Origin of the sequence: Micromonospora qiuiae, assembly GCF_016863555.1 — a bacterium.
GTDB lineage: Bacteria > Actinomycetota > Actinomycetes > Mycobacteriales > Micromonosporaceae > Micromonospora > Micromonospora qiuiae.
On sequence record NZ_BOPC01000037.1, the window covers coordinates 1 to 26,923 of the forward strand.

The 26,923-nt window shown below is 69.3% G+C and carries 29 protein-coding genes, 1 tRNA gene, 2 pseudogenes and 1 riboswitch; of the genes and pseudogenes, 12 read left to right on the forward strand and 20 right to left on the reverse strand.

Features of this window, described 5'->3' with window-relative positions:
• Together Vqi01_RS14285 and Vqi01_RS14290 are read left to right on the forward strand one after the other, a co-directional pair.
• Window positions 1-190 (forward strand): annotated as a pseudogene (locus tag Vqi01_RS14285) (hypothetical protein); the annotation flags it as partial.
• Between the two features lie 102 nt (window positions 191-292).
• Window positions 293-2,128: an NHL domain-containing thioredoxin family protein gene (locus Vqi01_RS14290; protein ID WP_204035274.1), complete on the forward strand. Its 1,836-nt coding sequence runs from the start codon at window positions 293-295 to the stop codon at window positions 2,126-2,128.
• A gap of 122 nt (window positions 2,129-2,250) precedes the next feature.
• Here Vqi01_RS14290 and Vqi01_RS14295 read toward each other — a convergent pair whose 3' ends face one another.
• From Vqi01_RS14295 to Vqi01_RS14305, 3 genes are read right to left on the reverse strand one after another with little or no spacing between them, the layout of a single operon-like run.
• Entirely contained in the window at window positions 2,251-3,000 is a 750-nt protein-coding gene (locus tag Vqi01_RS14295; protein ID WP_204035275.1) for a LamB/YcsF family protein, read from the reverse strand.
• A complete protein-coding gene (locus Vqi01_RS14300) occupies window positions 2,984-3,838 on the reverse strand; it encodes a 5-oxoprolinase subunit C family protein (RefSeq protein ID WP_204035276.1) in 855 nt (284 codons plus the stop codon). Before Vqi01_RS14300 ends, Vqi01_RS14295 begins: the two co-directional genes overlap by 17 nt.
• The gene (locus tag Vqi01_RS14305; protein WP_204035277.1) at window positions 3,835-4,506 is read right to left on the reverse strand and encodes a 5-oxoprolinase subunit B family protein; all 672 of its coding nucleotides are present in this window, start codon (window positions 4,504-4,506) and stop codon (window positions 3,835-3,837) included. Before Vqi01_RS14305 ends, Vqi01_RS14300 begins: the two co-directional genes overlap by 4 nt.
• Before the next feature lie 106 nt (window positions 4,507-4,612).
• Between Vqi01_RS14305 and trhA the strand changes: the two genes are divergently transcribed.
• Window positions 4,613-5,290 carry a PAQR family membrane homeostasis protein TrhA gene (gene trhA / locus Vqi01_RS14310; protein WP_204035278.1) on the forward strand — a complete coding sequence of 226 codons (678 nt, stop codon included), beginning with the start codon at window positions 4,613-4,615 and terminating at the stop codon, window positions 5,288-5,290.
• Between the two features lie 66 nt (window positions 5,291-5,356).
• On the opposite strand, the gene Vqi01_RS14315 is transcribed toward trhA, so the two are convergent.
• On the reverse strand, window positions 5,357-5,641 hold the full coding sequence (locus tag Vqi01_RS14315) for a DUF6458 family protein (RefSeq protein ID WP_204035279.1): 285 nt from the start codon (window positions 5,639-5,641) through the stop codon (window positions 5,357-5,359).
• Between the two features lie 116 nt (window positions 5,642-5,757).
• Between Vqi01_RS14315 and Vqi01_RS14320 the strand changes: the two genes are divergently transcribed.
• The gene (locus tag Vqi01_RS14320) at window positions 5,758-6,297 is read left to right on the forward strand and encodes a SixA phosphatase family protein (RefSeq protein ID WP_239098394.1); all 540 of its coding nucleotides are present in this window, start codon (window positions 5,758-5,760) and stop codon (window positions 6,295-6,297) included.
• Between the two features lie 38 nt (window positions 6,298-6,335).
• Here Vqi01_RS14320 and Vqi01_RS14325 read toward each other — a convergent pair whose 3' ends face one another.
• The 4 genes from Vqi01_RS14325 to Vqi01_RS14340 form a co-directional block, all read right to left on the reverse strand.
• A complete protein-coding gene (locus Vqi01_RS14325) occupies window positions 6,336-6,605 on the reverse strand; it encodes a DUF6458 family protein (RefSeq protein ID WP_013730795.1) in 270 nt (89 codons plus the stop codon).
• A 262-nt stretch (window positions 6,606-6,867) separates the two neighbouring features.
• Window positions 6,868-8,724: an acyl-CoA dehydrogenase gene (locus tag Vqi01_RS14330; protein ID WP_204035281.1), complete on the reverse strand. Its 1,857-nt coding sequence runs from the start codon at window positions 8,722-8,724 to the stop codon at window positions 6,868-6,870.
• 195 nt (window positions 8,725-8,919) lie between these two features.
• A complete protein-coding gene (locus Vqi01_RS14335; protein ID WP_204035282.1) occupies window positions 8,920-10,047 on the reverse strand; it encodes a PP2C family protein-serine/threonine phosphatase in 1,128 nt (375 codons plus the stop codon).
• A gap of 99 nt (window positions 10,048-10,146) precedes the next feature.
• Window positions 10,147-10,794 carry a septal ring lytic transglycosylase RlpA family protein gene (locus Vqi01_RS14340; RefSeq protein ID WP_204035283.1) on the reverse strand — a complete coding sequence of 216 codons (648 nt, stop codon included), beginning with the start codon at window positions 10,792-10,794 and terminating at the stop codon, window positions 10,147-10,149.
• Between the two features lie 244 nt (window positions 10,795-11,038).
• On the opposite strand from Vqi01_RS14340, the gene Vqi01_RS14345 reads away from it, so the two are divergent.
• Entirely contained in the window at window positions 11,039-11,587 is a 549-nt protein-coding gene (locus tag Vqi01_RS14345; RefSeq protein ID WP_204035284.1) for a phosphoribosyltransferase, read from the forward strand.
• 68 nt (window positions 11,588-11,655) lie between these two features.
• Here the strand turns inward: Vqi01_RS14345 and Vqi01_RS14350 are convergent, their stop codons facing one another.
• Complete coding sequence (locus Vqi01_RS14350; protein ID WP_204035285.1) at window positions 11,656-12,171, reverse strand: alpha/beta fold hydrolase; 516 nt, start codon at window positions 12,169-12,171, stop codon at window positions 11,656-11,658.
• Between the two features lie 74 nt (window positions 12,172-12,245).
• The gene (locus Vqi01_RS14355) at window positions 12,246-13,124 is read right to left on the reverse strand and encodes an LLM class flavin-dependent oxidoreductase (RefSeq protein ID WP_204035286.1); all 879 of its coding nucleotides are present in this window, start codon (window positions 13,122-13,124) and stop codon (window positions 12,246-12,248) included.
• A gap of 201 nt (window positions 13,125-13,325) precedes the next feature.
• On the opposite strand from Vqi01_RS14355, the gene Vqi01_RS14360 reads away from it, so the two are divergent.
• Window positions 13,326-14,495 carry an MFS transporter gene (locus Vqi01_RS14360; protein WP_204035287.1) on the forward strand — a complete coding sequence of 390 codons (1,170 nt, stop codon included), beginning with the start codon at window positions 13,326-13,328 and terminating at the stop codon, window positions 14,493-14,495.
• Here Vqi01_RS14360 and cutA read toward each other — a convergent pair.
• Together cutA and Vqi01_RS31300 are read right to left on the reverse strand one after the other, a co-directional pair.
• Window positions 14,485-14,805 (reverse strand): divalent-cation tolerance protein CutA, encoded by a 321-nt coding sequence (gene cutA, locus Vqi01_RS14365; RefSeq protein ID WP_204035288.1) that lies wholly within the window; start codon window positions 14,803-14,805, stop codon window positions 14,485-14,487. The two genes, Vqi01_RS14360 and cutA, sit on opposite strands and share 11 nt — an antisense overlap.
• 29 nt (window positions 14,806-14,834) lie before the next feature.
• On the reverse strand, window positions 14,835-15,218 hold the full coding sequence (locus Vqi01_RS31300) for an NADPH-dependent FMN reductase (protein WP_204035362.1): 384 nt from the start codon (window positions 15,216-15,218) through the stop codon (window positions 14,835-14,837).
• Between the two features lie 337 nt (window positions 15,219-15,555).
• Here Vqi01_RS31300 and Vqi01_RS14375 point away from each other — a divergent pair, with 337 nt between their 5' ends.
• From Vqi01_RS14375 to Vqi01_RS14385, 3 genes are all read left to right on the forward strand, one after another.
• Complete coding sequence (locus tag Vqi01_RS14375; protein WP_204035289.1) at window positions 15,556-16,053, forward strand: SigE family RNA polymerase sigma factor; 498 nt, start codon at window positions 15,556-15,558, stop codon at window positions 16,051-16,053.
• The gene (locus tag Vqi01_RS14380; protein ID WP_204035290.1) at window positions 16,050-17,147 is read left to right on the forward strand and encodes a hypothetical protein; all 1,098 of its coding nucleotides are present in this window, start codon (window positions 16,050-16,052) and stop codon (window positions 17,145-17,147) included. The genes Vqi01_RS14375 and Vqi01_RS14380 overlap by 4 nt, the downstream gene beginning before the upstream one ends.
• 89 nt (window positions 17,148-17,236) lie before the next feature.
• Complete coding sequence (locus Vqi01_RS14385; RefSeq protein WP_204035291.1) at window positions 17,237-18,436, forward strand: low temperature requirement protein A; 1,200 nt, start codon at window positions 17,237-17,239, stop codon at window positions 18,434-18,436.
• Between the two features lie 33 nt (window positions 18,437-18,469).
• Here Vqi01_RS14385 and Vqi01_RS14390 read toward each other — a convergent pair whose 3' ends face one another.
• Together Vqi01_RS14390 and Vqi01_RS14395 are read right to left on the reverse strand one after the other, a co-directional pair.
• The gene (locus tag Vqi01_RS14390) at window positions 18,470-19,210 is read right to left on the reverse strand and encodes a PP2C family protein-serine/threonine phosphatase (RefSeq protein ID WP_239098395.1); all 741 of its coding nucleotides are present in this window, start codon (window positions 19,208-19,210) and stop codon (window positions 18,470-18,472) included.
• Window positions 19,207-20,004 (reverse strand): GntR family transcriptional regulator, encoded by a 798-nt coding sequence (locus tag Vqi01_RS14395; RefSeq protein ID WP_275408809.1) that lies wholly within the window; start codon window positions 20,002-20,004, stop codon window positions 19,207-19,209. Before Vqi01_RS14395 ends, Vqi01_RS14390 begins: the two co-directional genes overlap by 4 nt.
• A gap of 308 nt (window positions 20,005-20,312) precedes the next feature.
• On the opposite strand from Vqi01_RS14395, the gene Vqi01_RS14400 reads away from it, so the two are divergent.
• Window positions 20,313-20,615, forward strand: a complete 303-nt coding sequence (locus tag Vqi01_RS14400) for a hypothetical protein (protein WP_204035293.1) — start codon at window positions 20,313-20,315, stop codon at window positions 20,613-20,615.
• 98 nt (window positions 20,616-20,713) lie between these two features.
• Here the strand turns inward: Vqi01_RS14400 and Vqi01_RS14405 are convergent, their stop codons facing one another.
• From Vqi01_RS14405 to Vqi01_RS14415, 3 genes are all read right to left on the reverse strand, one after another.
• Complete coding sequence (locus tag Vqi01_RS14405) at window positions 20,714-21,088, reverse strand: hypothetical protein (RefSeq protein WP_204035294.1); 375 nt, start codon at window positions 21,086-21,088, stop codon at window positions 20,714-20,716.
• Window positions 21,089-21,515: 427 nt separating this feature from the next.
• Entirely contained in the window at window positions 21,516-21,932 is a 417-nt protein-coding gene (locus tag Vqi01_RS14410; RefSeq protein WP_204035295.1) for an NUDIX domain-containing protein, read from the reverse strand.
• Between the two features lie 376 nt (window positions 21,933-22,308).
• Window positions 22,309-22,382: transfer RNA gene (locus Vqi01_RS14415), tRNA-Gly, on the reverse strand.
• Window positions 22,383-22,444: 62 nt separating this feature from the next.
• Between Vqi01_RS14415 and Vqi01_RS14420 the strand changes: the two are divergent.
• Window positions 22,445-23,005 (forward strand): annotated as a pseudogene (locus Vqi01_RS14420) (zinc metalloprotease); the annotation flags it as partial.
• Window positions 23,006-23,074: 69 nt separating this feature from the next.
• Here the strand turns inward: Vqi01_RS14420 and Vqi01_RS14425 are convergent.
• Window positions 23,075-23,614, reverse strand: a complete 540-nt coding sequence (locus tag Vqi01_RS14425; RefSeq protein ID WP_204035296.1) for a pyridoxamine 5'-phosphate oxidase family protein — start codon at window positions 23,612-23,614, stop codon at window positions 23,075-23,077.
• 79 nt (window positions 23,615-23,693) lie between these two features.
• On the opposite strand from Vqi01_RS14425, the gene dcd reads away from it, so the two are divergent.
• Window positions 23,694-24,272: a dCTP deaminase gene (gene dcd, locus Vqi01_RS14430; RefSeq protein WP_204035297.1), complete on the forward strand. Its 579-nt coding sequence runs from the start codon at window positions 23,694-23,696 to the stop codon at window positions 24,270-24,272.
• Window positions 24,273-24,374: 102 nt separating this feature from the next.
• Here the strand turns inward: dcd and Vqi01_RS14435 are convergent, their stop codons facing one another.
• The gene (locus tag Vqi01_RS14435; RefSeq protein ID WP_204035298.1) at window positions 24,375-25,415 is read right to left on the reverse strand and encodes an NlpC/P60 family protein; all 1,041 of its coding nucleotides are present in this window, start codon (window positions 25,413-25,415) and stop codon (window positions 24,375-24,377) included.
• Window positions 25,416-25,427: 12 nt separating this feature from the next.
• Window positions 25,428-25,564: riboswitch (cyclic di-AMP (ydaO/yuaA leader) on the reverse strand.
• Between the two features lie 186 nt (window positions 25,565-25,750).
• The gene (locus Vqi01_RS14440; RefSeq protein WP_239098401.1) at window positions 25,751-26,764 is read right to left on the reverse strand and encodes a C40 family peptidase; all 1,014 of its coding nucleotides are present in this window, start codon (window positions 26,762-26,764) and stop codon (window positions 25,751-25,753) included.
• Between the last annotated feature and the right edge of the window lie 159 nt (window positions 26,765-26,923).

Here is a 26,923-nt window from a genome sequence, read left to right on the forward strand (position 1 = left end):
TGCGGCGCTGCTGTCCCGCGCCGACGCCTGGAACCACGTCGAGCCGGTGTTCTGCGGCCGGATCGGCCCGGACAACGAAATCTGCATGGACGTCACCGGCCACCCCGGCTGGCACAGTGCGGCCGGCGTCACGGGCTCAGATGGGGCGACGGCGACGAGCCACAAATATGAGATCCCCATGAGGGCTTGAGCAACCTTTCTGCCCCAAGAGGGGCCTCCTGCGTCCAAGATCCGCCGGGCGGCCCCTCGCCCGCCAGGCCGGCCGATGCCGCTGGTAGGGCACGATGGGGTGATGAGTGCACGCGTGCGGGCGCCCGAGCTTCGGGGCCGGGGCTGGTTGAACACGGGTGGGCGGCAGCTGACGCTCGCCGACCTGCGCGGCAAGATCACAATCGCGGATTTTTGGACCTTCTGCTGCATCAACTGCCTGCACGTGCTAGACGAACTGCGCCCGATCGAGGAGAAGTACGCCGACGTCCTCGTGGTGATCGGCGTACATTCGCCGAAGTTCGAGCACGAGAAGGACCCGGACGCGCTGGCCGCCGCCGTCGAGCGGTACGGCGTGCACCACCCCGTACTCGATGATCCCGAGCTGGACATGTGGCAGCAGTACGCGGCCCGCGCCTGGCCGACCCTCGTGGTGATCGACCCCGAGGGATACGTGGTGGCCACGATGGCCGGCGAGGGCCACGCCGAAGGGCTGGTCCGGCTCATCGACGAGCTGATCGCCACCCACGAGGCCAAGAGCACGCTGCACCGGGGCGACGGCCCGTACGTTCCGCCCGCCGAGCCGCAGACCACCCTGCGCTTTCCCGGCAAGGCGGTGGCCCTGCCCGACGGCGGTCTGCTGGTGTCGGACTCGGCCCGGCACCGGGTGGTCGAGCTTGCCGACGACGGCGAGACCGTGGTGCGCGCGATCGGCACCGGCAGCCGGGGTCGAGCCGACGGCGCGGCGGATACCGCCAGCTTCTCCGAGCCGCAGGGGCTGTGCCTGCTCCCGGCGCACGTCGCCGAGGTCGCCGGGTACGACCTGGTGGTCGCCGACACCGTCAATCACCTCTTGCGTGGCGTACGCCTGGACACCGGTGAGGTGGTCACCGCCGCCGGCACCGGGCGGCAGTGGCGGTCCACGGTCGACGACCACGCGCACGACGCGCTCTCGATCGACCTCTCCTCCCCCTGGGACCTGGCCTGGTACGACGGCAGGGTCATCGTCGCCATGGCCGGCATCCACCAGCTGTGGTGGTTCGACCCGGTCAAGCGCACCGCCGGGATGTACGCCGGCACGACCGTCGAGGCGTTGCGGGACGGGCCGCTGGCCGAGGCGTGGTTGGCGCAGCCGTCCGGGCTCTCCGTCTCCGCCGATGGTGCGCGACTCTGGGTCGCCGACAGCGAGACCAGCGCCATCCGGTACGTCGAGAACGGCGTCATGGGCACCGTGGTCGGCCAGGGCCTGTTCGACTTCGGTCACGTGGACGGGCCGGCGGCGCAGGCGTTGCTGCAACATCCGCTCGGTGTCTGCGCGCTGCCGGACGGCTCGGTGTTGATCGCAGACACGTACAACGGTGCGGTCCGCCGTTACGACCCGGCGGCCGACCTGGTCTCGACCGTGGCAGCCGGGCTCGGCGAGCCGAGCGACCTGGTGCTCACCCCCGACGGCGCGGTGCTGGTGGTGGAGTCCGCCGCACACCGGGTCACCCAGGTGGCGCCGGGCGCGCTTTCGGCGGCCGGGGCCCAGACCGTCGACGGCCCTCGGCACCGTACCGAACGCAAGCCGATCGACCTGGCCGCTGGCGAGGTCGTGCTGGACGTCGTCTTCATTCCGGCGCCCGGGCAGAAGCTGGACGAGACGTACGGTCCGTCGACCCGCCTGGTGGTGTCCGCGTCGCCGCCGGAGCTGCTGGTCGAGGGGGCGGGTACCGGCACTGAGCTGTCCCGCCGCCTGGTGGTCGACGGCTCCGTGCCCGGTGGTGTGCTTCAGGTGACCGCACAGGCGGCGACCTGCGACGCCGACGTGGAGCACGCGGCCTGCCACCTGACCCGGCAGGACTGGGGCGTGCCGGTACGGGTCGTCGCCGACGGCGCGGCCCGCCTCCCGCTCGTTCTGCGCGGCCTGGACGCCGGCTGAGCGCCGCTGCCTCCCGCTGCCCGCCGCTGCCTCCCGCTGCCCGCCGCTGCTCGGTGTTGCTCGGTGTTAGGAAGGGGCCCTTTACCTACACCAGGCGTTAAAAGGGGGCCCTTCCTTTCACTTCAGGTGAAGGGGGTGGGGGGTGCGCCGGCGTCGATGAGGACGGCGCGGACGAGTTCCGCGGCGGCCACCGCGTCGGGGCTGTCGCCGTGCAGGCAGATGGACTCGACGGCGCACGGGATGACGGTTCCGTCGATGGCGATCACGCTTCGCTCGGTGGCCATCCGTACCGCCTGGCGGGCCACCTGCTGCGGATCGGTGATCAGGGCGTTGGGCGCGGTCCGGGGTACAAGCCGCCCGTTGGGCAGGTAGTTCCGGTCGGCGAAGCCCTCGGCCACCACCCGCAGCCCGGCCCCCTGGGCGAGTTGGGCCAGCACGGAACCGGCTGGGCAGAGCACGGGCAGTTCCGGGTCGTAGTCGCAGATCGCGGCGACCAGCGCAGCGGCCTGCACCTCGTCCTGGGCGGCGGCGTGGTAGAGCGCGCCGTGCGGCTTGAGGTAGCGGACCCGGGTGCGGTATGCCCGGCAGAACGCGTTGAGCGCGCCGAGCTGGTAGAGCACCTCGTCGCGCAGTTCCGCGAAGTCGTACGCAATGTGCCGCCTACCGAAGCCGGCGAGGTCCCGGTAGCCCACCTGGGCACCGACGGCGACCTGCCGCTGCGCGGCGGCGGCGCAGACCCGGCGCATGGTGGGCGGATCGCCGGCATGAAAGCCGCAGGCGACGTTGGCCGAGGTGATCAGATCCAGCAGCGCCTCGTCGTCGCCGAGCCGCCAGGCACCGAATCCCTCACCGAGATCAGCGTTGAGGTCCATGGAACCTGACGGTAGTGCCTGGGCGGGCCTGCGCGAGCGGGGTCACGTCGTCCACCACTGCGATGACGGGGTACCCGCCGGTCACGGGATGATCGGCAAGGAAGATCAACGGTTGGCCGTCCGCCGGCACCTGCACCGCCCCGAGGACGAGCCCTTCACTGGGCAGTTCCCCGGCCACGGCGCGGGGCAGCGGCGCGCCGGTCAGTCGCGCGCCGACCCGGTTGCTCACCGGACTCACCTGGTACGCCGTGCCGAACAGCAGGTCGAGCGCGGCCGGGGTGAACCAGTCGTGTCGGGGGCCGAGCCGGACAGCGAGGTCCAGTTGCGCCGGATGCGCGACCGGCACGGTGACGTCTACCGGCGCGGGCGGACCGGCCGGGGCACCCAGCGGCAGCCGGTCGCCGTCGCGCAACGGCGACGGACCGAGCCCGGACAGCGTGTCGGTGGACCGGCTACCCAGCACCGGGTCGACGGCGATCCCACCGGCCACCGCGAGCCAGCAGCGCAGACCCCGTCGGGCGGGACCGATTCGCAGCAGCGTTCCGCCCGGCACGGCGAGGGGCCGACCGGTGTCGCCGGGGCGGTCGCCCACCCACACGTCGGCCTCGGCTCCCACCACGGCCATTGTCGTGGCCCGGGTCGGCCGCAGGTCGCAGCCGGTCAGGGTAGTCTCCAGGCCGGCCGCCGACTCCGGGTTGCCGACCAGGCGGTTGGCCAGTCGCAGCGCTCCCGGGTCGAGCGCCCCCGAGCGGGCCACCCCGAGGTGCGCCCACCCCGCCCGCCCCAGATCCTGCACCGTGCTCAAGGCCCCCGCCCGCACCACGCACAAGCGGGTCATGCCGTCACCAGGCGGACGCGGGTGCCGGGGGTGAGGAGGGCCGGCGGGTGGGCGTGTGCGTCGAACAGGGTCAGCGCCGTGCGACCGACCAGGAGCCAGCCGCCGGGGGAGGCGGTGGGATAGATCCCGGCGTACGGGCCAGCCAGGGCGACCGAGCCGGCCGGCACCCGGGGGCGTGGGGTGGCCAAGCGGGGTACGGCCAGTTCGGCGGGTAGCCCGGTCAGGTAGCCGAAGCCGGGTGCGAAGCCGCAGAACGCCACCCGGAACTCGGTCCGGCCCAGCCGGCGCACCACGCCCGGCACGTCCGTGCCCCAGTGTCCGGCGACGCGGGGCAGGTCTTCCCCGTCGTACGTCACGGGCACCTCGAGCAGGTCGGCGTCGGCGAGGGCCGTGGTTGCGGGCGACGGTGGTGCCCAGCCGGCGATCCGGTCGGCGGCGGCCATCGGGTCCGGTACGCCGTTCAGCAGCACGGTGGCGGCAGCCGGCACGATCTCGGTGGCGACCAGGTCGCCCCGGTCCCGGCGACGCCAGAGCTCCGCGCGCCACGCCTCCACCATTCCGGCCACCTCGGCGGCAGACGGCTGCGCCGCCCGGAGGTCCGCCGGCTCGGCGGGGTTCGCGGTGAAGTCGAGCAGCAGGGCGTGCGCGCCGACCGGTCGGATCCGCATTGCGCCATCATCCCGGATCGGCGTTCATGCCGGCGTCGGTCGCCGGTCAGAAGCGTGACGAGTTCCACTACCCGTAGGTAACCTACGCTGCCGTAACCTGATGGTCGTGACCACCTCAGCACGCCCCCGGCTCAAGCCGGTCGACATCGGGAAACCTCGGATGCGCGGCTGGCTGCACACGTACGCCTTCTTCGTCGCCCTGGTCTGCGGCATCGTGCTCTGCTCGATCGCCGCCGCCCGCCCCGGCTGGACCCCCCTGGCCGTCTGCGTCGTCTACAGCCTCACCGTCTGCGGCCTCTTCGGCACCAGCGCCCTCTACCACCGTCGGGTGTGGTCGACGCGCGGCTTCCAGATCATGCGCCGGATGGACCACTCGATGATCTTCCTGTTCATCGCCGGCACGTACACGCCGTTCTGTGTTCTGCTGCTCGAGACCCGCGCCGCAGTGGTCATGCTGTCGGTGGTCTGGGGTGGAGCCATGGCGGGGGTGGCGCTCAAACTGATCTGGCCGCACGCCTCACGCTGGGTCTCCGCACCGCTCTACCTGGCCCTCGGCTGGGTGTCGGTGGCGATGCTGCCTGACATCCTCCACCGGGGCGGGGTCACCGCGCTGGTGCTGCTCATCGTCGGCGGCGGGATCTACACCGTCGGCGCGGTCTTCTACGCACTACGCCGGCCGAACCCGTGGCCCACCGTCTTCGGTCATCACGAGTTTTTCCACGCCTGCACCCTGGTGGCGGCGATCTGTCACCACATCGCCATCTACTTCGCGCTGTTCGCGTGAGGCGTGATCCCGGGGCGGGACGGGAGCGGCGGCAGTGGGCCGTTCCACTGCCGCCGAGAGAACAGGTCAGACCGTCGGACCGGGCCGGCGCACCTCGCGGTACTCCTGCACCACCCGGTCGTTCTGGACCGGCACGGCGCGCTCGGTGACCACCCGTTCGGCAGGGGGCGGGGCGACCACCGCACGCCGACGCGAGTTCCAGAAGTAAAGCGTCACGATCAGGCCGGCGACCCCGGCGAGCATGAGCACCCAGCCGACGACGTTCAGATTGAGCCAACCGATCTCCGCCTGCACGGCGAACGCGAAGATCGCACCTACCGCGATCAGGAAAATACTGCCACCGATACCCATCTCGTCGTCTCCTCGGCTTTCGAGCTGGCAATCACTCCGCCGCGGCCATGGATGACGGTTGCGGCATCGAGGGACTTACCCCGGCACGGAGATCGCCAATCGGGCAAGCTGAGCAGGTGACGCACATTCCGGTTGCCGAACGCACGCTCGTGCTGTTGCGGCACGCCAAGGCCGAACCACCCACGCCGGACGGCCCCGACACGGCTCGCCCGTTGGCCGCCCGAGGGCGTGCCGACGCCAGGGCGGCCGGCGCCTGGCTGGCCCGCCACGGACTGCTGCCGGACGTGGTGCTCTGCTCGGCGGCGTTGCGCACCCGGCAGACCTGGCACGAGGTGGAGATGGGCATGACCGGCTCACCACCGGAGGGCGGGCCGGCCGGTCCGGTGCCGATCGTCCGCTACGAGCCGCAGGCGTACGAGGCGCATCCGGACGAGCTGCTGACGCTGCTGCGTGGAGTCGAACCCAACGCCGCCAGGGTGCTGTTCATCGCGCACAATCCCGGCATCTCGCTCCTGTCGGAGCTGCTCGATCCCCTCGGCGCCGATCCGGACGGACTGCGCACCAGCGACCTGGTCGTGCACCGGCCGGCGGGGCCCTGGGCGGAACTGGGTCGCAGCCCCGCCCCGATCAGCGCGCGACACACCGCACGTGGCTGAGTCGGATCAGCCGCGTGCGGTGTGTCGGCGGGGCGCCCTCAGCTCGGTGGTGCGGTCGGCGGCGGTGGATCGGGAGGTGGCGGCATCATGGCCGTCGGGTGTGAGAGCCGGTTCTCCTCCACGATCAGTGTCCGGGCCCGCTTGCGGCGGTCCTGCCAGAACCAGAGCGTGGTGAGCAGGACGCCCAGTCCGGCCAGGATGAAGACCCAACCGACCGCGCGCAGGTCAACCCACCAGACGTTGGCCCTGATGGCGAAGGTCAGGATCGCGCCGATCGCGATCAGGAAGATTCCACTACCGATGCCCATGTGCGCGGCACTCCCCCGTGCGGTTGCTCTGGGCGTACATCTGACTGGTCCGCGACGGTTACCCGTCCGGCACGGGGTTACCCGCGCCGTCGGCCGGCGAACCCGTCGACACCGGCCCGTCGGGGAATCGGGCAACGCGGGACGGAACTGAGGTTCTCTGTCCCAAACCGATCAACCGGTCAGCCGCCCTCGGTCGATCGTTGCGGTAACGGCGGCAGCCGGCGGGCGAGGCCCGCCGGCTGCCCGGCCTACCGTTCCGGCCTCAGAAGGCCTCCTCCGGGAGGTCCATGACGTCCAGGTCGGCACCCTCGATGATCCGCCGGTCGGCGCCGATGCGGGGCAGCACCTCGCGGGCGAAGAACCGGGCCGCGGCCACCTTTCCGGTGTAGAACGCCTTGTCCGTGGCCGAGACCTCGCCGGCCAGCGCCGTCAACGCCACGCCGGCCTGCCGCTGCAGCAGCCAGCCCACCACCAGGTCGCCGACTGCCAGCAGGAACCGCCGGCTGCTCAGCCCGACCTTGTACAGGGCCCGCGGGTCGCCGCCCTGCGCCTCGCCCAGCCAGCCGGTGAGCACGCCGAGCATGGTCTGGATCTCGGCGAGCGCCTTGCCGAGCGCCTGGCGCTCCTCCTTGAGCTGGCCGTTGCCGGCCTCGCTGGTGATGAACTCCTGGATCTCACCGGCCACCGTCATCAGAGCCTTGCCGTTGTCCCGGACGATCTTCCGGAAGATCAGGTCGAGGCTCTGGATCGCCGTGGTGCCCTCGTACAGGGTGTCGATCTTGGCATCCCGGACGTACTGCTCCACCGGGTAGTCCTGCAGGAAGCCGGAACCACCGAAGGTCTGCAGCGACTCGTGTCCGAGCAGCTCGTACGCCCGCTCCGAGCCGACGCCCTTGACCAGCGGGAGCAGCAGGTCGTTGACCCGCTTGGCCAGCTTGATGGCCTGCTCGTCGCCGGCCGCCTCGGCGATGGCGACCCGGTCCTGCCAGGAGGCGGTGTAGATGACCAGGGCGCGCAGGCCCTCGGCGTACGACTTCTGAAGCAGCAGCGAGCGGCGCACGTCCGGGTGCGCGGTGATGGTGACGCGGGGGGCGGTCTTGTCCGCCGACTGGGTCAGGTCGGCGCCCTGCACCCGGTTCTTGGCGTACTCCAGGGCGTTCAAATAGCCGGTGGAGAGGGTGGCGATCGCCTTGGTGCCGACCATCATCCGGGCGTACTCGATGATCATGAACATCTGCCGGATGCCGTCGTGCTTCTCGCCCAGCAGCCAGCCCTTGGCCGGTACGCCGTGCTCGCCGAAGGTCAGCTCGCAGGTGTTGGAGACCTTCAGGCCCATCTTGTGTTCCACGTTGGTGGCGAAGACACCGTTGCGCTCGCCCAATTCGCCGGTGTTCTCGTCGAAGTGGTACTTCGGCACGACGAACAGCGACAGGCCCTTGGTGCCCGGGCCGCCGACGCCCTCCACGCCGACCGGACGGGCCAGCACGTAGTGGACGATGTTGTCGCTCAGGTCGTGCTCACCTGAGGTGATGAAGCGCTTGACGCCCTCGATGTGCCACGAGCCGTCCGGCTGGGGAATGGCCCGGGCACGGCCGGCGCCGACGTCCGACCCGGCGTCCGGCTCGGTGAGGACCATGGTCGATCCCCACTGCTTGTCGATGAACAGCTTGGCCCACTTCTTCTGCTGCTCGGTGCCCTCGACGTGCAGCACGTGCGCGAAGGACGGGCCGGAGGCGTACATCCAGACCGGGGCGTTCGAGCCGAGCACCAGTTCGGCGAGCGCCCACCACAGCGCCCGGGGTGCGTTGGTGCCGTCCAGCTCCGGGGGCAGGTCCAGGCGCCAGAACTCGGACTCCATGAACGCCTGGTACGACTTCTTGAACGACTCCGGCAGCGGCGCGGTGTGCGTGGCCGGGTCGAAGACCGGTGGGTTGCGGTCGCTGTCCTGGTAGCTCGCGGCCAGGTCCTCCCGGGCGAGGCGGTCGACCTCGGCGAGAAAACTGCGCGCGGTGTCGACGTCGAGGTCGGAGTACGGCTCCTGGCCGAACGCCCGGTCCGCCCCGAACACCTCGAACAGGTTGAACTCGAGGTCCCGAAGGTTGCTCTTGTAGTGGGTCATGCGCTGGCCCCGCTTCCGGACAGGTGTTACCGATCAGTAACCCTGACTCTATTACTCGTAAGTAGGCAGCGGCAAGCCACCCGCCGAAGTGACAGCGGTTACACACCTGCGTGGTTTCAGATACCCGGCCAGCCGGCCGCCCTCTCCTCGCCCACCGTTGGCGGGCCACCCGCGCCCACCCTGCTGGCGGTCAGGTCAGCCCTCGGTCGCGCCGACCTCCCAGCTCGGCACCGCCGCGGTCGCCCTGCTCGGCGAGCCCGTGTACTCCATCAGGACCAGCGCTATGTCGTCGTCGAGCCGGCCGTGCACCCACTCGACCAGGGCGGTCTCCAGCGAGGCCAGGCCGTCGGCGACCGTGCCGTGCCCGAGCAGCCGCCACGCCCGGTCGGCGGTGGGAAAGAACTCGCCGTCCCGGCGTGCCTCGCCCAGCCCATCGGTGAACAGCAGCAGGCGGTCGCCCGGCTCCAGCCGCTCCACCCGCGGCCGAACCACCGGCATGAAGCCCAACGGCGGCGCCGGTGCCGGCGGCTCCATCGGCATCACCTCGCCGCCACGCAGCAGCAGCGGCGCCGGATGCCCGCAGTTGACGATGGTCAGGGTGCCGCCCCGCTCCTCGACCAGCGCCGCGGTGACGAAGTCCTCGTCGCCCACGCTACGGGCCACCGCCCGGTCCAGGTCCGTCACCACGGCCCGCAGGTCGGCCCGCTCGTACGCCACGTGCCGGTACGAGCCGAGCACGATGCTGGCCAGGCGGACGGCCTCCAGCCCCTTGCCGCGTACGTCGCCGATAATCATGCGGACTCCGTACGGGGTGTCGATCACCTCGTACAGGTCACCGCCGATTTCCGCCTTGGCCGTCGAGGAGATGTAGCGCGCGGCCACGGAAAGGGTGCCCACCTGGGGACCGAGCGGGCGCAGCACCGCCTGCTGTGCGACCGCCGCAAGCTTCGACAGTTCGGCGATCTGCTCGGCCTGCCGCTCGCGTATCGCGGCCACCGCCGCCGCGATGCCGGTGCCCAGCACGATGCCGGCCACGGCGACCGCGGCGGAGAGTGAGACCGGCCGCTCGGCCAGCGCGAAGGCCGCCCCGAGGAGGGACGCGGCAGCGCCGACCCCCAGCACGATCCGCCAGGACGCCAACGCCGCGGCCAGGAACGGGGCGGCCACCATCAGCGCGATGTAGTTCGCCGACGGGCCGTCCGCCCACTCCATCGCCGCGACGATCGCGAGCAGGACGAGGGCCGCGCCGAGACCGGCGCGGGATCCGGGACTCAGCGGGCTACGGCCCGGCTGAAGGAGTTGCGTGCGTACATGCGACAGCATGCCCGATGGCCGGGACGGAAAGAATGACCCTGACTCGTCGGACGAGCCGGTTCTGGCCGCGAGGGCCGCGACCAGAACCCGAACGACGCTCGCATCAGCTCAGCCGAGCACCTCGTACCGAACGGTGATGTGGCCGAGATCGAGGGAGGCGATCTGGGCGAACGCCGCCCGGGACAGGTCCAGGCAGCGTCCCTCGATGAACGGGCCCCGGTCGTTGATCCGCACCGTGACCGACTTGCCGTTGGCCGGGTTGGTCACCTTCACCTTGGTATTGAAGGGCAGCGTCTTGTGGGCCGCCGTCAACTCCTCCGGGTTGAACGTCTCGCCGTTGGCGGTCATCTGCCCCTGCCAGTAGAAGGAGGCGCCGCACGAACCGGTCTCGACCACCGGGCGAGCCGTCGTCTTCTTCGCGCTCGGCGTCGGCTTCGGACTGGGCGTACGCGGCTTGCTGCGCGACGGCGCCTTCGCCGCCCGCGACGGCGTCGGGCTCGCCGTCGCGCTCGCACTCGGCGAGCCGGTCGCACTCGGCGACGCGCTGGCACTCGGCGACGCGCTGCCACTCGTGGTCGACGGGTCCGGGTCGACGCCGGGTCCAAGGTCGACGGCGGGCGGCCGGGCGGGCTCCGCACCGGCGGTCAGATGCACGGCACCGACGGTGCCCCCGACAGCCAGGGCGACGGCCACCGCGGCGCTGGCCGCGAGACCAGTCGGCGTCAGCCTGCGGGTACGGGAGTGCCTACCAGCCACCGGCCCGGTCCTTTCGTCAACGGATCAAATCGGGTCGGACCATAACGAGAGAAGCACTTCGGAAGTCAACGTGATCATGACGTTATGCCCGCAATTGCGGCGATACGTGAAGCTGATCATCCGATCCGAGGTGGGCCGGCCGGTCCGGCACCTGCCCCGACGCCGGGCCGGCCGCTCCGGACGCGCCCCGGCGCCGGGTCGACCGGTCCGGCACCTGGCGCGACGCTGGCGCACGATGGGTGCCATGCCCACTGAGCTGAAGGAACGCCTCGTCGAACTGTTCCGCTGGGTCGACCCCGATCCCGACGCGAGCCATCTGGTCAGTGACATCTCCGGCTGGTGGCGGGACCCGGTGACGCTCGCCGCGCTGGGCCCGGCACTGGTCGCCCCGTTCCGCTCGGCCCAGCCCACCGTCGTCGTCGCCCCCGCGGTCACCGGCTTCCTGCTCGGCCCGCTGGCGGCCACGGCGCTCGGCGTGGGCTTCGTCGCGGCACACAAACCGGGTGACGGACGGCTGCCCGCCGGCCCACTGACCTGGGCGCAGAGCCCGCCCGACTTCCGTGGCCGACGGGTCGACCTGGCCGTCCGGGATCAGCACCTCGGCCCTGACGACCGAGTGCTGGTGGTCGACGACTGGGTGGCGACCGCCGCCCAGGTACGTGCCCTCTACGACATCTGCGCAGCCCGGGGCGCCGAGCCGATCGGGACCTCCACCATCGTCCTCGGCTGCCCACCCGCGCTCGCCGCCGACCTACGCATCCACGCCCTACTAACCGCCACCGACCTTGGGTGAAAGGAAGGGCCCCCTTTTAACGCCTGGTGTAGAGGAAGGGCCCCCTTTTAACAAACCACCATCGAGGCTCAGCGGACGAAGTCCTCGACCGCCGCACAAACCCGGCCGAGTGCCTCGGCGGAGCGGGCCAGCGGCCCGGGGACCATCAGCGCGTGGTCGGCCTCCGGGATCTCCAGCACGTACCGGGTGAGCCGCCGAGCGACCGCACCGTCCCAGGACGGATCGGCGGTCCCGCCGACCAGCACGAACGGGGCGGTGGCCCGACGCAGCGCCTCGACCACCTCGTTGCGATGCAGCAGCGGGGTGAGCCAGACGGCGGCCAGGCCACGGTCGGCGGCAAGCGGTGCCGCCATGCTGCCGAGTGACTTGCCGACCAGCAACTGGGTGCGCTCGGTCAGAGTCGCGGCGACCTGGTCGTACACCCAAGGGCCGCCGGTGTCCAAGCTGAAGTTCTCCGGCACCTGCCAGGAAATCCCGTGCAACCGGAAACCGGCCCGGCGCAGTGCCTCACCGAGATAGACGAAGAGTGGATACCGGGTGTCGTAACCGCCTCCCGGGATGAGCACCGCACGTCGGTCCGCCATGTCATCTCCTTTTCGTTGGCCATCGACCGTACCCCTGCCGGCCCGATCGGTAACGCCACCGGCCATACGGAGGCTCAGCTGCGTAGGCCGGGCAGCAGGCGGGTGGCGACATCCGCCAGCACGGCCTCATCGCCGGCGTACCAACTGCTCTTTCGAGGCCAGTGCGTGATCACATCGGTGAAGCCCAGCTCGGCTGCGCGGCCGACCTGGTCGGCGAAGAACTGCGCGCTGCTGAGCGAGAAGACGGGCGCCGAATCCAACGAGAGGTAGCGGTCCAGACTGGCCGGATCACGCCCCTGCGCGGTCAGCGTCGAGTCGAGCCGCTTCACCAACTCGGCGACCCCGGCCCACCAGCCGTCCAGGTCGTCCGCCCCGGGACCGGTGGTCACCCATCCCTGCCCGAATCGAGCGACCAGCCGCATCGATCGCGGGCCGTTGGCGGCCACCACGAACGGCATCCGCGGAGCCTGGACGCACCCTGGGTTGTTCCTGGCATCCACAGCCGCGAACCAGTCGCCCCGCCACGTCGTCCCGTCCTCGCGCAGGATCGCGTCGAGCAGTTCGGTGAACTCGGCGAACCGCTCTACCCGCTGCCGCGGAGGAAGCGTCTCCCCACCGAGCACAGCAGAATCGAAACCGATGCCACCGGCCCCGAGCCCGAGCAGCACCCGCCCGCCGGAGACGTCGTCGAGCGCGGTCACCTGCCGGGCAAAGGCGACCGGATGCCGGAAGTTCGGGGATGCGACGAGCGTGCCGAGCCGGATCCGGGCGGTCACGGTCGCGGCGGCGGTCAGGGTGGTCATGGAGTCGAACCACGGACCATCCACCAGGTCGCGCCAGCCCAGATGGTCGTACGTCCAGGCGTGGTCGAAGCCCCATTCGTCGGCCTGCCGCCAGCGGTGCTGGGCCACCGACCAACGCTGGTCCGGCAGGATCACGATGCCAATCCGCATGATCGCCAGCGTACGGCGGTGAGCCCGCCCGGTCGGCCCGCGTGAGCGGCGGCACCCGTGCCACCGCCGTGGGCGCCCGCATCGGCGCGGTGTGCTGGCTCGTTGACGGTGGAGTTGCAGGGAGTACGCAGACAAGGGGCGGCAGTGCGGACCAGCCCTGGTACTACGCCAGGGTCGACGGCGTTCCGATTCGTCCTCCTCATGGGGGTCGTCGACCTCTTCGGAGACACCACGTACTCCGGTGGCGCGAGCATGAACGGGTTGTTCCTCGCGTCGGTCGGCGCGGGCGCCGCCGTGATCAGCATGGTTGGTGGGCTCAGCGAATTCCTGAACTACCTCACTCGCGGGGTGTCCGGCTATTTCGCCGACCGGATTCGCCGGCGCTGGTCACTGGTCTTCGTAGGCTACGGCGTCAATCTGCTCGCCGTGCCCGCGCTCGCGCTCGCCGGTCACTGGCAGGTCGCCGCCGGCCTGATCCTTCTACAGGGCATCGGACGTGGCGTCCGCAAGCCGCTCGTGCAGGCCATGTTGTCCTACACCACCAAGCGGTACGGCAAGGGGTGGGTATACGGGGTGAACACGGCGCTGGACCACACGGGACGCGCGCTCGGTCCACTGGTCGTCGCCGGAGTGCTCCTCTTCGCGGAGATCTTCCGGACGGCGTACGCGCTGCTCGTCATTCCGGCCGTGCTGGCGTTGGTCACGTTGGCGGTCGTGCGGATCCGGTTTCCTGCGCCCGCCTCGTTCGAACAGCAGCAGCTTCCTGCGCCCGCCTCATCCGGACAGCAGAAGCCGAAGAAAGGCGTCGCGGGGTTCCGCCGGTCGTACTGGCTCTACCTGGCGGCAGGCGCGTTCTTCGCGGCGGGTCTGATCAATTTCGAGCTGATCTCTTTTCATCTGTCCCGGAACGGTGTGCCACACCATTCCGTGCCGCTCTTCCTCGTGCTGGCCACAAGCGTGGGCGCACTCGCCAGTCTCGGCCTCGGCCGGCTGTACGACCGGGTGGGCTTCCCCACGGTCATCGTGGCGGTGCTCGCCACTGCCGCCTTCTCGCCGTTCGTGTTTCTTCTGCCTGCTCATCTCGCGCTGGTCGGGATGGTGCTCTGGGGCATCGGACAGGCGACCCAGGACAGCCTGCTCGCCGCCCTCGTCGCGAGTGTCCTGCCGCAGGGGCGACGCAACCTGGCGTTCGGCCTCTACTACGCCGGATACGGTGTGGGCTGGCTGGTCGGCGCGGTGGCGGCGGGTCTGCTCTACGAACAGTCCCGGATCGCGCTCGTGCTGTTCGCGGCCGGCGCACAACTGGCCTCGGTGCCGATCTTCCTGGCTGCCCGGACCAGTCGACGGGTCGTGGAGAAAGCTACGCCGTAGTCTCGTCCAGGACCCATTGCAGGTAGGCAGGATTACCGCTCACCACGGGCAGGGCGATGACGCAGGGAACATCGTACGGATGTTCCTCGTTGGCGCGCGCCGTGATGCGCTCGACCAGACTCGCCCGCGTGTGCAGTGCCACCCGGGCCTCCGGTTCGTCGTGGACGCTGCCCTGCCAGCGGTAGATGGAGCGGATCTGGGCGAGGTTGTGCCCGCAGGCAGCCAAGCGGTCGTCGACCACGCGGCGGGTGAAGGCGGCGAGCCAGTCCGCGTCCGGGCCGGTGATGATCACCTCGACTACGTCGGTCATTTCCCAAGTACATCATCCCGCTCCGCCACCTAACTGGCGGCCTGACGAGGCAGTCCGGCCAGGACCCGGACGACGTGGTCCCGGAACTCCGCCATGTAGTTGCTCAGGAAAGCCTTTGTGGACTCGTCGGCGACCTCACCTTCGCCCGGGAAAATCTGCTGCGTGTACTGCATGTATGCCTCGGGAGCGGTCATCTGCCGGGCGTTGCAGAAAGTGAGCACGGCGCGCAGGCTCTGTTGGGCCACGGCAGTGCCGATCTGCCCGATGGAGGCACCGATCACTCCCGCTGGGATGTGGTCGAACGAATTCTGACCCCACGGCCGGGAGGCCCAGTCGATGGCGTTCTTCAACGCACCCGGAATAGAGCGATTATATTCCGGAGTGACAAACAGTACCGCGTCAACCTGACGAATAGCGCCTTTGAGTGCGAGAGCTTCAGGGCTTTCGCAAGTTCCCGGTTGACGGACGTGGACGAGAGGCTTCCGACGAAATAGCCGACCTTATACGAACGCATTTTCCCCTCCAACAGCGATAGCTCGGTCCGGTCCGAGGTGTTCGCGTTCAAGGTTGGACCAGGATGCGTGCACTCGTGCCGTGTTCGACACATCCGGGGCGACGCCTGCGGGAAACATCCTCCCGGGGCTCCCGTGGGCTGTCTCGCACGCGCGCCCGTCGCAAGTTCGCTCGGGAGGCAACCTTCGGATGCGTCGGTGAGGTAGTAGCGGGTGACTCGTCTTCGAAGGAGAGCCCGTGGCATCAAGCGATACATTCGCTGAATTTGTGACGGCCCGGTCACCCGACCTTCAGCGCACCGCGTACCTACTCACCCATGACTGGGCGCAGGCTGAGGATTTGCTGCAGACGGCCCTGGTGCGCGCATGGGGCGCGTGGGGACGGATCGACGGGAACCCCGAGCCGTACGTGCGAAAAATCATGGTGAACGTTTACGCCTCGTGGTGGCGGCGTAAATGGCGGCACGTCGAACGGCCGATGTCTCAGTTGCCGGATCGGCTTGCGGCCGACCAGGTCTCGCGGGTGGATAGGCGCGACGAGGTGTGGCAGGCGCTGGGGAGGCTGCCGCGACGTCAGCGAGCGGTGCTGGTGCTGCGCTACTTCGAAGACATGACCGAGGCGCAGATCGCGGACGCGATGAGCATCTCGGTGGGCACGGTCAAAAGTCAGGCCAAGAAGGCCCTGGAGAAGCTGCGACTGGACGAGTCGCTGACGTTGGAGGCGTTGCACCAGTGATCGATCTCAAGGATCTGATGGATGAACGCTCGGCTCACGGCACCCCGGGGCACGGGCGGTTAGCGGAGGTCCAACACAAGATCCGCCTACGGCAGCGTAGGCGCGCCCTGGCGGGAACAGCGGCCGCTGCGGCAGTGCTGGCACTGGCGGCGGCCTCCACCCTAGTTCTCGGCGCGGAGCCGGCTCAGCCACCGACGCTCGGCCCGGGGTCGGCGGCCGCGTCAGCCGGACAGCCGACCATCACCACATCAGCTACTCCAAAACCCGTGGCGGGCCGCAAACTCGGTCCCTTCGCCGAATACGCCCGCGGCTACCGGGTCATGGCCGCCGGCGAGGCGCCGGTGAGCTCAAAGAAGGTGCAGCTCACCTGGACGGTCAACTCGACAGACGTCCAGTTCTTCAGCTACTGCCCCGGCCTTCCGAACAAGTACATCTCGCTCGACGCCGAGGTAGCAATCAACGGCGAATCCACTGGCTCCATGAACTGCCTCTCGGAGGTGCATCAGGGCCCGATGACCCCAGGATCCCGCAGGGTAGGGGCGAACATCGGGGAGACGGTGACGGTCACGTACACGGTCACCGCCGCACAGGACATGAAGGGCACCGGTCGCCAACTCGCGACGATCCCGACGGAAGGCATCCTGCACTTCGCCGTGGCCGAGAAGGTGCCGTTCGACGAGTACCCCCTGCCGCCCCGGCCGACCAAACTGAAGCTCCCGAAGCCGGACGGAATGGGAACCGAGCCCGGCACCAGGATCGTGCACAGCGATCCCACAGATGCCAACAAGGCCGTCAGCATCAGCATGCCCTGGCACAGGGGATACGACTTCACCGTGATCCCGCAGACGCCCGGCATCTACCAGGTCTCCGTCAACGGCATCAGCGTGCTCGCCGGGGAGGTCTACGACTACTCGGGCAATGGTCCGAACGCCAGCTGCCAGGTCAAGCGAAACGATCAGGGGTTCTGCGTACCCGAACTCCAGTCTGTAAAAGACGGCGACCACGTCACGATCACCGTCACCGCGCAGCACGCCACCGGCCCCTGGCTGGCTGAACTGCGGTCCGAATGGCAGGACTCAGCAGCCCAAGGCTGACGCACACCGACGACCTGCAGGCAGACCGACCAAACGCCCCGCTCGGCCACTATTTCGGGGGAATAGTGGCCGAGCGGGGGTGATTCAGTATGGCCAGGCCGGGGGGACCGCCCGAGGCCGCGGGGAGCCAGCAACATCCGCAGCCGGTGGGCTTCGTGGAGCTGTTCTTCGATGTGGTGTTCGTCTTCGCGTTCACCCGGTTCGGCGAGCGGCTGGTCGAGCATTTCAGTTGGGAGAACACCTGGGCGACGCTGCTGTTGATGCTGGCCATGTGGTGGTTCTGGTACCGGGTGGTGTGGACGACCAACAGGTACGACCCGGAGCGTCCAGCCATCCAACTCCTGGTCATCGTGGCCATGCTCGGCACCCTGCTGATGTCGGCCGCGGTGCCTGCGGCGGCTCTCACCGAGCGCGGGGTGGTCTTCGCCTGGGTCTACGTCACCGTCCAACTGCTCCGCCCTCTCTGGCTCCTGCTGATCGGCGGCGCAGATGGTTACCCGCGACTCGTGCACGTCCGGATCCTCTTCTGGACAGCCGTGTCGGCGGTGCCCTGGATTGCCGGGACCTTCACCCAGGACGGCCTGCGGCTGGCCCTGTGGTCCTTGGCGATCGTCATCGACTACGGCGGTGGGATTCTCGACTTCCCGACACCACGGCTCGGCCGCGCGGGACTCCGGCTTCAGCCGATCTCGGGGGAGCATCTGACCGAACGCTGCCGTCAACTGCTCATCATCGCGCTCGGCGAGGCGGTCCTGGCTTCGGGTATCCAGTTCAGCCCGTACGGCTTCGAGCGGGACCGGACGGTGGCGTTGCTGGTGTCGTTCGTCATCACGGTGCTGCTCTGGCAGCTCTACTACTACCGGGCAGGCGTACTGCTCCACGCCGCCATCGCCTCGGCCTCGGCCCCTGCCCGCATCAGCGAACTCGCGTCGTACGCGCACCTGGTCATGGTGATCGGCATCAGCCTCAGCGCCGTGGGCGACACGCTGATCATCAGGCACCCCTTCGGGAACACGAAGTGGACCTGGGTCGTGGTCATCTTCGGTGGGCCCGCACTTTTTCTGGCCGGGCGGAGCATGCTCGACTACGCGGTCTTCAGCCGCGTCTCCTGGTCCCGTCCGATCGGGGTGCTCCTGCTCGCCGCACTGGCCCCGGTGGCGCTCAGGCTGCCGCCGGTCGTGGTCGCCATGGTCGCCGCGGTGGTGCTGGCCGCGATCGCCCTGTCCAACGTGGTCACGTGGCGGTTGCTCCCGCAGGCACTCGCCCCGCCGGGCACTCAGGCCCGGTGACCCACGCCAGCAACCCGGGCGTCTCGGGGGATCTCACCGGCCAGCACCACTAGCGCGGTGCACGTCGATGACGATGACGGTGACGTTGTCCCGACCGCCTTCGTCGAGGGCCAGCGTGACGAGCCGGTCGGCGACGCTTTCAGCGTCCTCGGCAGAGTTCAGGGTGGCTCGGACCGAGTCCGCCGGCACGTACGAACTCAGCCCGTCCGAGCACAGCAGGATCCGGTCGCCGGGATGAAGACGCAGGGTCGTCAGATCGGGAGACCGGCCGTCCTTGCGCCCGTCGAGAAAGCGGGCCAGCTTATCGGGAAGGTTCGGAATCATCTTGGCCTCGGCCACCAGGTGTTGGTAGGTGTGGTCCTCGCTCACCTGGGTCAACGTGTTCCTGGGTGATCCGACGTTGCGCATCAGGTAGGCGCGAGAGTCTCCCACGTTTCCCACGACAGCGGTGGTGCCGGACCACAGTAGGGCGACAATCGTGGTGCCCATCCCGCTCAAACCCGGTTCCTCGCGGGTCTTCCGGCGTAGCGCCTCGCTGGCGTCACTGATGGCTCTTCCCAGGGCGTCGGCCAGGTCATCCACCTCGGCTGGACGGTCGTACGCCTTCATGGCCTGGACCGCCGTGGCGCTCGCGATGTCACCGGCGACGTGGCCGCCGAGTCCGTCGGCGACCGCATACAACCACTGCCCGTGAAGAAGGCTGTCCTCGTTGCGTCGACGGACGTGGCCTACGTGCGTCCGGCTTGCGGCACTCAACCTCAGGAGTCCCATCATGAATGGTCTTCGGGCTCGTCGGGCCACGGCTCCTGTGCCTTCTCATCGCGGTGCAGGACGTGGACGGTTTCGACCCGGTCGCTCGCCACGACGTACTCGGTGACCTCGACCGGCTGGTTGTCCGCACCTGACGTGCCGACCCGCACGATCTCCAGTACGGGCAGGTTGGTCGGGATCTCCAGGAGAGCGGCCTCTTCCTTGCTGGGCATCCGGGCTCGATGGATCTCCATCCACCGGATGGGCCAGTGTCCGGCCTTTTCGATGCGGCAGAGCCACTCACCAACTGCGGGGTTGGCGTCAACACCGGCGACGATCTCGGCCACGCGCGGGTGGATCCACGAGACGTTGATCTGGAAGGGAGCTTCGGAAGCCGGCCCGGTCACGCGAAACCGGCGCAGCACCTCGGTGCCGGCCTCGACGCCGAGCAGCTTGGCGATGCGCGGGTCCTCCAGCCGGGTCGGTGCACTGCTGGCCGTCCCGTGGCGCACCCACACCTCCTGACCACTGGCCGAGGGGAACGAGTATCCGGTCGCCTGCTCGTTGCGTTTGACCAGGTCCCCACGGGGGCGGCGAGGACGCATCGTGCCGTAGCGCACGGCGATACCTCGTCCCTGAACCGCCCACACGTAGCCTTCGGCCTCCAACACGGCGATGGCTCGGCCGATCGTGTCGCGGTTGGCGCCGTACTCCGCCGCGAAGTCGTTCAGTCGGGGAAGCCGGGCCCCAGGCGCCCACTCTCCGGCTTCGATCCGGCCTCTGATCTTCGACGCGATGTCCAGGTAGCGCGAGTGCACGGGCAAGAAACACTTCCCCTCTTGATTATCCGGGGACAATCCTTGACGGGCACGCCGATTGTCCCCAGACTATTGCCAAGCCATTGTCCCAGGACAACGTGGCCAGCAAAAGGCCTCGACGGGCGGCTACCCGTCGAGGCCGGCGCATCGGTCCTCGCGAAAGGACACCCACGATGCCCGCTCAGCCTACCGTTCACCCTGCTCCGTGCGCCTCGGGCCATTTTCCGACGAGCGCCACGACCACTACTACCGGCCACCCTGGGCCCTCACCTGTCCGGCTGGACTCCCTCAGCTACGGGGAACTCGCCGTGGCCATCCACGCCGCCGGCATTCCCGCCAAGCCAAGCTCGCTGACCGTCGAGCAGATCAGGGCACTCGCGTACGCCGGCATCGCCCAGCTCGGCCTGGCCCAGGCCCGCCACCTCAACGCCGAAACGCGGGCCGCCAACATCTCCTACTGCGACAAGACCCGCTCCGACCCTTCAGCTGATGCGCCGGATGAGATCGCCACCATCCGCCGGATCTGGGGCTCCAGTAGGCGGGAGCAGACGGCCGTCAACCTCGGCTACCGCCTTCAGACCGCACTCATACGCGGCCAAGTGACGGTATGACGGGTTGATCCACTCCGTTTCGCCGAAATGGCGGTATCCACCCCAGGCGGACACCGCCACTTCGCCGCAACGGCGCGGGTCCAGCTCGGCGCGTTTGGTCAGCCAGGAGTGGGGTTGTGCTTGCGGGCCGTGCAGAGCAGGTACTCCCACTGCATGACGATCCGGTTCGCGTCCCCGCCCTGGTCGTGCCGCGCCGCGAGTGCGGCGAGGTCGCGGTCCAGTGCCGCCACCCGGTGGGGTTCTCCAGCGAGCCCGCGGTACGCGGCGACCGTCGGTCCGTAGTTCGTCTTGAAGAAGTCGCGGAAGGCGTCCGGGCTGGCGAACACGTCGACCGTGACCGTCTGCCGGCGCGCCACGACATCGGTGACCTGCTCGCCGAGTAGTCCACGTACGTGTTCCTCGCTGCCCCACAGTGGTGCGGGCTGCGCGCCGGGCGGCGGCGGGGGCAGGTACGGCTTCATCGTCGCGAACATCTGTCCGACGAAGCCTTCCGGCGCGGTGGACGAAGGCCCTGGCCGGGGAATCGCGCTTGTGACAACGGGAACTGACCGGAACGCATGAGGCCCAGGTCGGGAACGTGCCCTGACCAGGGGCTTTCGTGCCTTGGAGCAGGTGACGGGAATCGAACCCGCACTGCAAGCTTGGGAATTGCACAAGATCGGTTCGGAGCGTGGCGTTTCGCATTGTCGACCTGGCCGGCGGCCGCCTCGCGTAGCCTCTCGTGACACCACCTTGTGGCCCGCGGATGGCCCAGCCCGACCTTTGCCTTGAAAAATCAAGACTGCGGTCCGCCCCGTCACCCACTGCCGCTGGCTGCCTCGGCTTGTCCGCTGCGGTCGCTTTGACCCCCGCCCGTCGGCCGGCTGGAGTTGCACGGTGGCTGTACTGCTTGCGCGACCGTCAGTGTGTGGGCCACACCACGATCATTGTTGGGATGGGAGCACCCATTGTTTCGGGGCTCACGGGTGGCAGCGGCACCCAGTCCACCGACACCAGGCTCGGGCAATCGCAGGGCAGTTCGTCGTGGCCGACCCGGGGCTCACCGTCGGCCACAGTCACCGCGAAGCATGCCGTCAGCCCTGATGGATAAGGCACATCGATGAGGTAGCGAGTACTGAGTGGGGTCAGTCCGACCTCTTCCTCAACCTCGCGTCGCACGGCTTCTTCGGGGGTCTCTCCGTCCGCAATGCCACCCCCCGGGAGCGTCCAGTACTCCAGGCCGTCGTGTCGCCCGGACGGTCCAAGGCTTCGCTCCCGAACCATCAGCACGCGGCCGTCGCGAACGATCACCGCTGCCGCTCGTCTGCGTTCCGTCATCCGTACATCCACCGCACCCCGCCTGTCTGCTGATGCGCCGATACGCCACCGGGGATCGCGGCCCTGGCACCTTCCCACCACCGGTCAACCCGGCTTGTGAGGGCACATCCTTCTACCGGTGAAGCGAGGTCGTCCCCTGGATCAGACACAACCTCAAGATCGATGCACCGGAATCAGACCCAGCACTCGTCGTAGCGAACCTCGTGCTTCAGGCCCGGCAGCACCGTGGGCGCGTCGCCCACATGGCGGCACTGGCCAACCTGCTCGCGGCGTAGCAGTGGGCCGCTCGATGGGTTAATGCCACGTTGCATGACTCTGACCGAGAAATAGTGAAGGCCCCGGCCCGGGACTGTTGTCCTGGCCAGGGCCTTCGCTGTGGAGCGGGTGACGGGAATCGAACCCGCACTGTCAGCTTGGGAAGCTGATGTTCTGCCATTGAACTACACCCGCAGGCGGGACCACTCTACCTGAGCCGGCCACCCCGACGCACCCAGGGCTCGATCCACCCCGGCTCCCAGGCGACCGGCGGTGCCGCCACGGCCTTCGCGTTCCAGCTTCAGCGCATCAACCGGGTCACCAACTCGGCGTGGTACCCGATCCGGCAGGGCTCGACGGCCGAGCGGCAGATGAAGACCCAACTGCGCCAGGGTACGAAGGCGACGCTCAACATCTATCTCGGCGCGCTGAGCGACAACCTGCTCGGCTGGGCGACCTTCCCGCAAACCACGTTGAATGTGATGGACGGCGTGGTGGTGCTGAGCGAGTCGCTGCCCGGCGGCACCGTCACCAACTACAACCAGGGCGACACCGGCACCCACGAGGTCGGCCACTGGCTGAACCCCTACCACACTTTCCAGGGCGGCTGCTCGGGCCAGGGCGACCAGGTCGCGGACACCCCGGCGGAGGCATCTCCGGCCAGCGGCTGCCCCACCGGTCGGGACACCTGCTCCGCCCCGGGCCTGGACCCGATCACCAACTTCATGGATTACTCGTACGACTCCTGCATGTACCAGTTCACGCCGGGTCAGGCGACCCGGATGATCAACGCCTGGAACACGTACCGCGCGGCGTAGCGCGGACCAAATCGACGAGTGACCCGGTGCCGGTCCCGCGAGACGGGGCCGGCACCGGCGCACACTGGCTCAGGCGGCGCGGGCGTGTCGGCCCGCCCGGACCGGTAACGGCGCGGGCGGGACAGCGTCCGCGGCGGCGCCGGCCGGATCCAACCAGACCTGGACGGCCGGACGGCCCACCAGGTCGCCGGGCCCAGCGCCACGCTGCTCGTGACGGGCGAGCATCGCCACGTCGACCGAGAACTCGAACAACCGCCAGTCGGCGTGCGGCGCGGCCCGTGCCGCGAGGGCCAGTCGGGCCACTGTGGCGTCGTCGGTGACCGGGCGGGCCCGGCCGGCGACGTACGCCTCGTCGTCGCTCTCCTCGGGCGGGAACGAGTGCAGTGCGTAGCGCCCGTCGCGCTCCAGGTCGCGCCGCTTCGGCGAGTTGATCACGAAGCAGAACAGACCGTCGTCGGTGATCACCGGGGAGACCGGGTGCACCCGGGGCCCGCCGTCGGCGCGGACCGTGGCCAGGTAGCCGAAGCCCGGGCCGTACTGCTGCATGAGAAGGCGGATCCCGTCGGCGAGTCGAGGCTCGTCAGCGGCGAATTCGGACCAGGAAGCCATGCCGACATCTTATCGAACATACGTTCGAAGCAGGTAGTCCGACACGCAGGTCACCCGTACCGGCAGCTATGGTGTGGCGATGCTGCTCTCCGACCGCGACCTGGTCTCCGAGATCAAGGCGGGCACCCTGGCGTTGGAGCCCTTCGAGCCCACGCTGGTGCAGCCGTCCAGCATCGACGTACGCCTGGACAATCTGTTCCGGGTCTTCAACAACCATCTCTACACCCACATCGACCCGGCGACCCAACAGGACGACCTGACCTCGCCGGTCGAAGTGCCCGACGGTGAGCCCTTCGTGCTGCACCCGGGTGAGTTCGTGCTCGCCTCCACGCTGGAGGTGATCTCCCTCGGCGTCCAGCTCGCGGGAAGGCTCGAAGGCAAGTCGAGCCTGGGCCGGCTCGGTCTGCTCACCCACTCCACCGCCGGCTTCATCGACCCCGGCTTCTCCGGTCACGTCACCCTGGAGCTGTCCAACGTGGCCAACCTGCCGATCACTCTCTGGCCAGGCATGAAGATCGGCCAGCTCTGCATTTTCCGGCTCTCGTCCCCGGCCGAGCACCCGTACGGCTCGGTTGTCTACGGCTCGCGCTACCAGGGCCAACGCGGCCCGACGCCGAGCCGCGCCTGGCAGAACTGGCGCACCTGGCCGACCCACTGACCCACGAGAGATACACCCCGAGCGGCAGGGCGGCGCGCAGGCACGCGAGCGGCAGGGCCGCGCCGCCGTGGGCACGGCCCCTGCCGTCGTACGCGACATCCGTCACCCGGGCCGGCCGAAGCTGTGGATGGGGCTGTCGTCCATTCGCTTCATCTTCACCGGTTGGCCCGCGCGGGAGGCGTGCACCACCCAACCGTCGCCTACATACATGCCGACGTGGTGCAGGTCCCGGTAGTAGAAAACGAGATCACCCGGGCGCAGGGCGCTCCGGCTGACCGACGCGGTCACCTGGCGCTGCCGCGCCGCGTTGTGCGGCAGCGTCACTCCGGCCCGCGCCCACGCGGCCAGCGTCAGCCCCGAGCAGTCGTACGCGTTCGGCCCCTCGGCACTCCACGAGTACGGCTTGCCGATCTGGGCGCAGGCGAAGGTGACCGCCTTCCCGGCCGGCCCGCCGGGGTAGCCGGCCGGGCAGGGCGCCGGACGCAGCGGGCCGCCGCCCCCGTTGCCGTACGCCCGCAGCCGCAGCCGCTGCAACCGGTCGATCTCGGCGTCGATCTGCCGCCGCTTCCGCGCGAGTTCGGCCTCGGTGCGGGTCAACTGGGCGATGCTGCGGTCCAGCGTCCCCTTTGCGGCGGCGAGTTCGTCGCGTAGCTCGCTCGCCTGCCGTACGTCCTGCTGTTCGAAGCGGGCGTAGCGGTCGAGCAGGCCGAGTTGCTCGACCACCTCGCCAGGGGATCTGCTGCCCAGCAGCGCGTTGACCGCGCGGACCGTACCGCCTTTGTAGGCCCGGGCGGCCAGCGCGCCGACGCGGTTCATCGCCTCGTCCACCTTGGCTTGCAGCGGGGCGATCCGGGTGGCCAGGGCGTCGGCCTGGCGCCGTTTGACGGCCAGGTCCTGCCGGGTGGCGTTGTGCCGTTCGATGACAGGTTCGAGCCGGTTCCAGTCCTCGTCGATCTGGCGCTCGATGTCGGCGACCGTGGGGTCGGCGTACGCCACCGTCGCTCCGCCGGTCAGGATGACGGCGGCCGCGGTCAAGGCGGCGAGTGCGGTGGTGCAGCGGTACCAGCGGGAACGCGGCGCAGCCGTCGTCGGGCCGGGCATCGCCGGCCGCTGCGACGGTGGCCGCGGGGCATGGTGTGCCACCGGGCTCCGTACTCCTTCTTCCCATACCGCCTACCGGGTTAGCTGACGGGTTCGGGCGGGAAGGGGACGCCCTACCGCGCACATCGCGGACTCACCCCGGGTACCTGGTTCCCCGGCTCGCTCGGGCAGCGACTCGGCGGTGCCGGACCGTTACCGCCCCTGATGGGCGGAGCTGCCAGCCGGCCGGCGATTGCCCAGCGTAGGGACGATCTGCGTCGATACGCAACACACCCACGCCATCACCGTCGGTGCATAAATCCGACAACGACGAAGGCCCCGGGTCGCTTGACCGGGGGCCTTCGGCTCGTTCCTGCGCTACCGCTCAGCCGAGTGGATCAGCCCGGTCGACGGAAGCCGGCGACCGGCATGGTCGTGATGGGCGAGACGTTGACCGGCTTGCCGGCGCGGGGCGCGTGCACCATCTGGTTGTTGCCCAGGTAGAGCCCGACATGGTGCAGGTCGCTGAAGAAGAAGACCAGGTCACCCGGCCGGGCGTCGGCCCGGGAGATGGCCTTGCCCTCGTTCCACTGGGCACCCGTGAAGTGGGTGAGGTGGATGCCGGCGGCCCGGTAGGCGTACTGCGTCAGCCCGGAGCAGTCGAACGCGTTCGGCCCGGTGGCACCCCAGACGTACGGCTTGCCGACCTGGGCGCAGGCCGTCCTGATGGCGGTCCGCGCCGCCCCACTGACCACGCCGTTGATGGTCGGGCAGTTGGTCGTCTTGACCGTGGTCACCGGCAGCGACCTCTCCAGCCGCTTGATCTCGGCGTCGATCTGCTTCTTCTTCGCCGCCAGCTGCTTCTCCTTGACCTCCTGGTCGGCGATCAACGCGTCCAGCTTGGCCTTCTGTCCGTCGTACTTCCTCTTGATCTTCATGACGCCCTCGAGCTGCCGGCGCTCCTCCGCCGCCAGCCGGTTGAGGAAGGCCATCTGCTCGCCGAGCGTGTCCGGCTTCGCGTTGAGCAGCACCGCGCCGAGTTCGTGGGACGGACCGCTGATGTAGTACCGGGAGGCCATGTCGCCCACCCGGTTCATCGCCAACTCGGCCTCCAGGGCCAGCGGCTGGATCTTCTTCTCCAGGCTCTTCGACTTCTCACGGTTGACCTTCAGCTGAGCCCGCACCTTGTTGTACTGCTCGATGGTGGGCTCCAGCTTCCGCCACTGCTTGTCGATCTCCGCCTCGATCTGCTCGACCGAGGGCTCCGCGTATGCGGGAGCGGCGAGCAGGCCAGCGCCCACCGCGGTGGCAGCGACCAGGACGACCAGCCGACGGGCGACCCTGCGCAGGCCACCGGGGCGAGGGGAACGCCCGGGCACACGACGATGAAGGGGCATGGTTGCCACCGGCAGCGACTCCTTTGCAACCGACCACCGGGCGTCCCGCGAGCGGTAAGGGGCGAGACAGACGACCCACGGCGGTCGGTGCCCAACATTAGGGAAGGCGCGGGGCGGAATCAAGGCGACCTACGGCCCATTCACGTTTGCGCGACCGGTCGAATACAAAGGGTG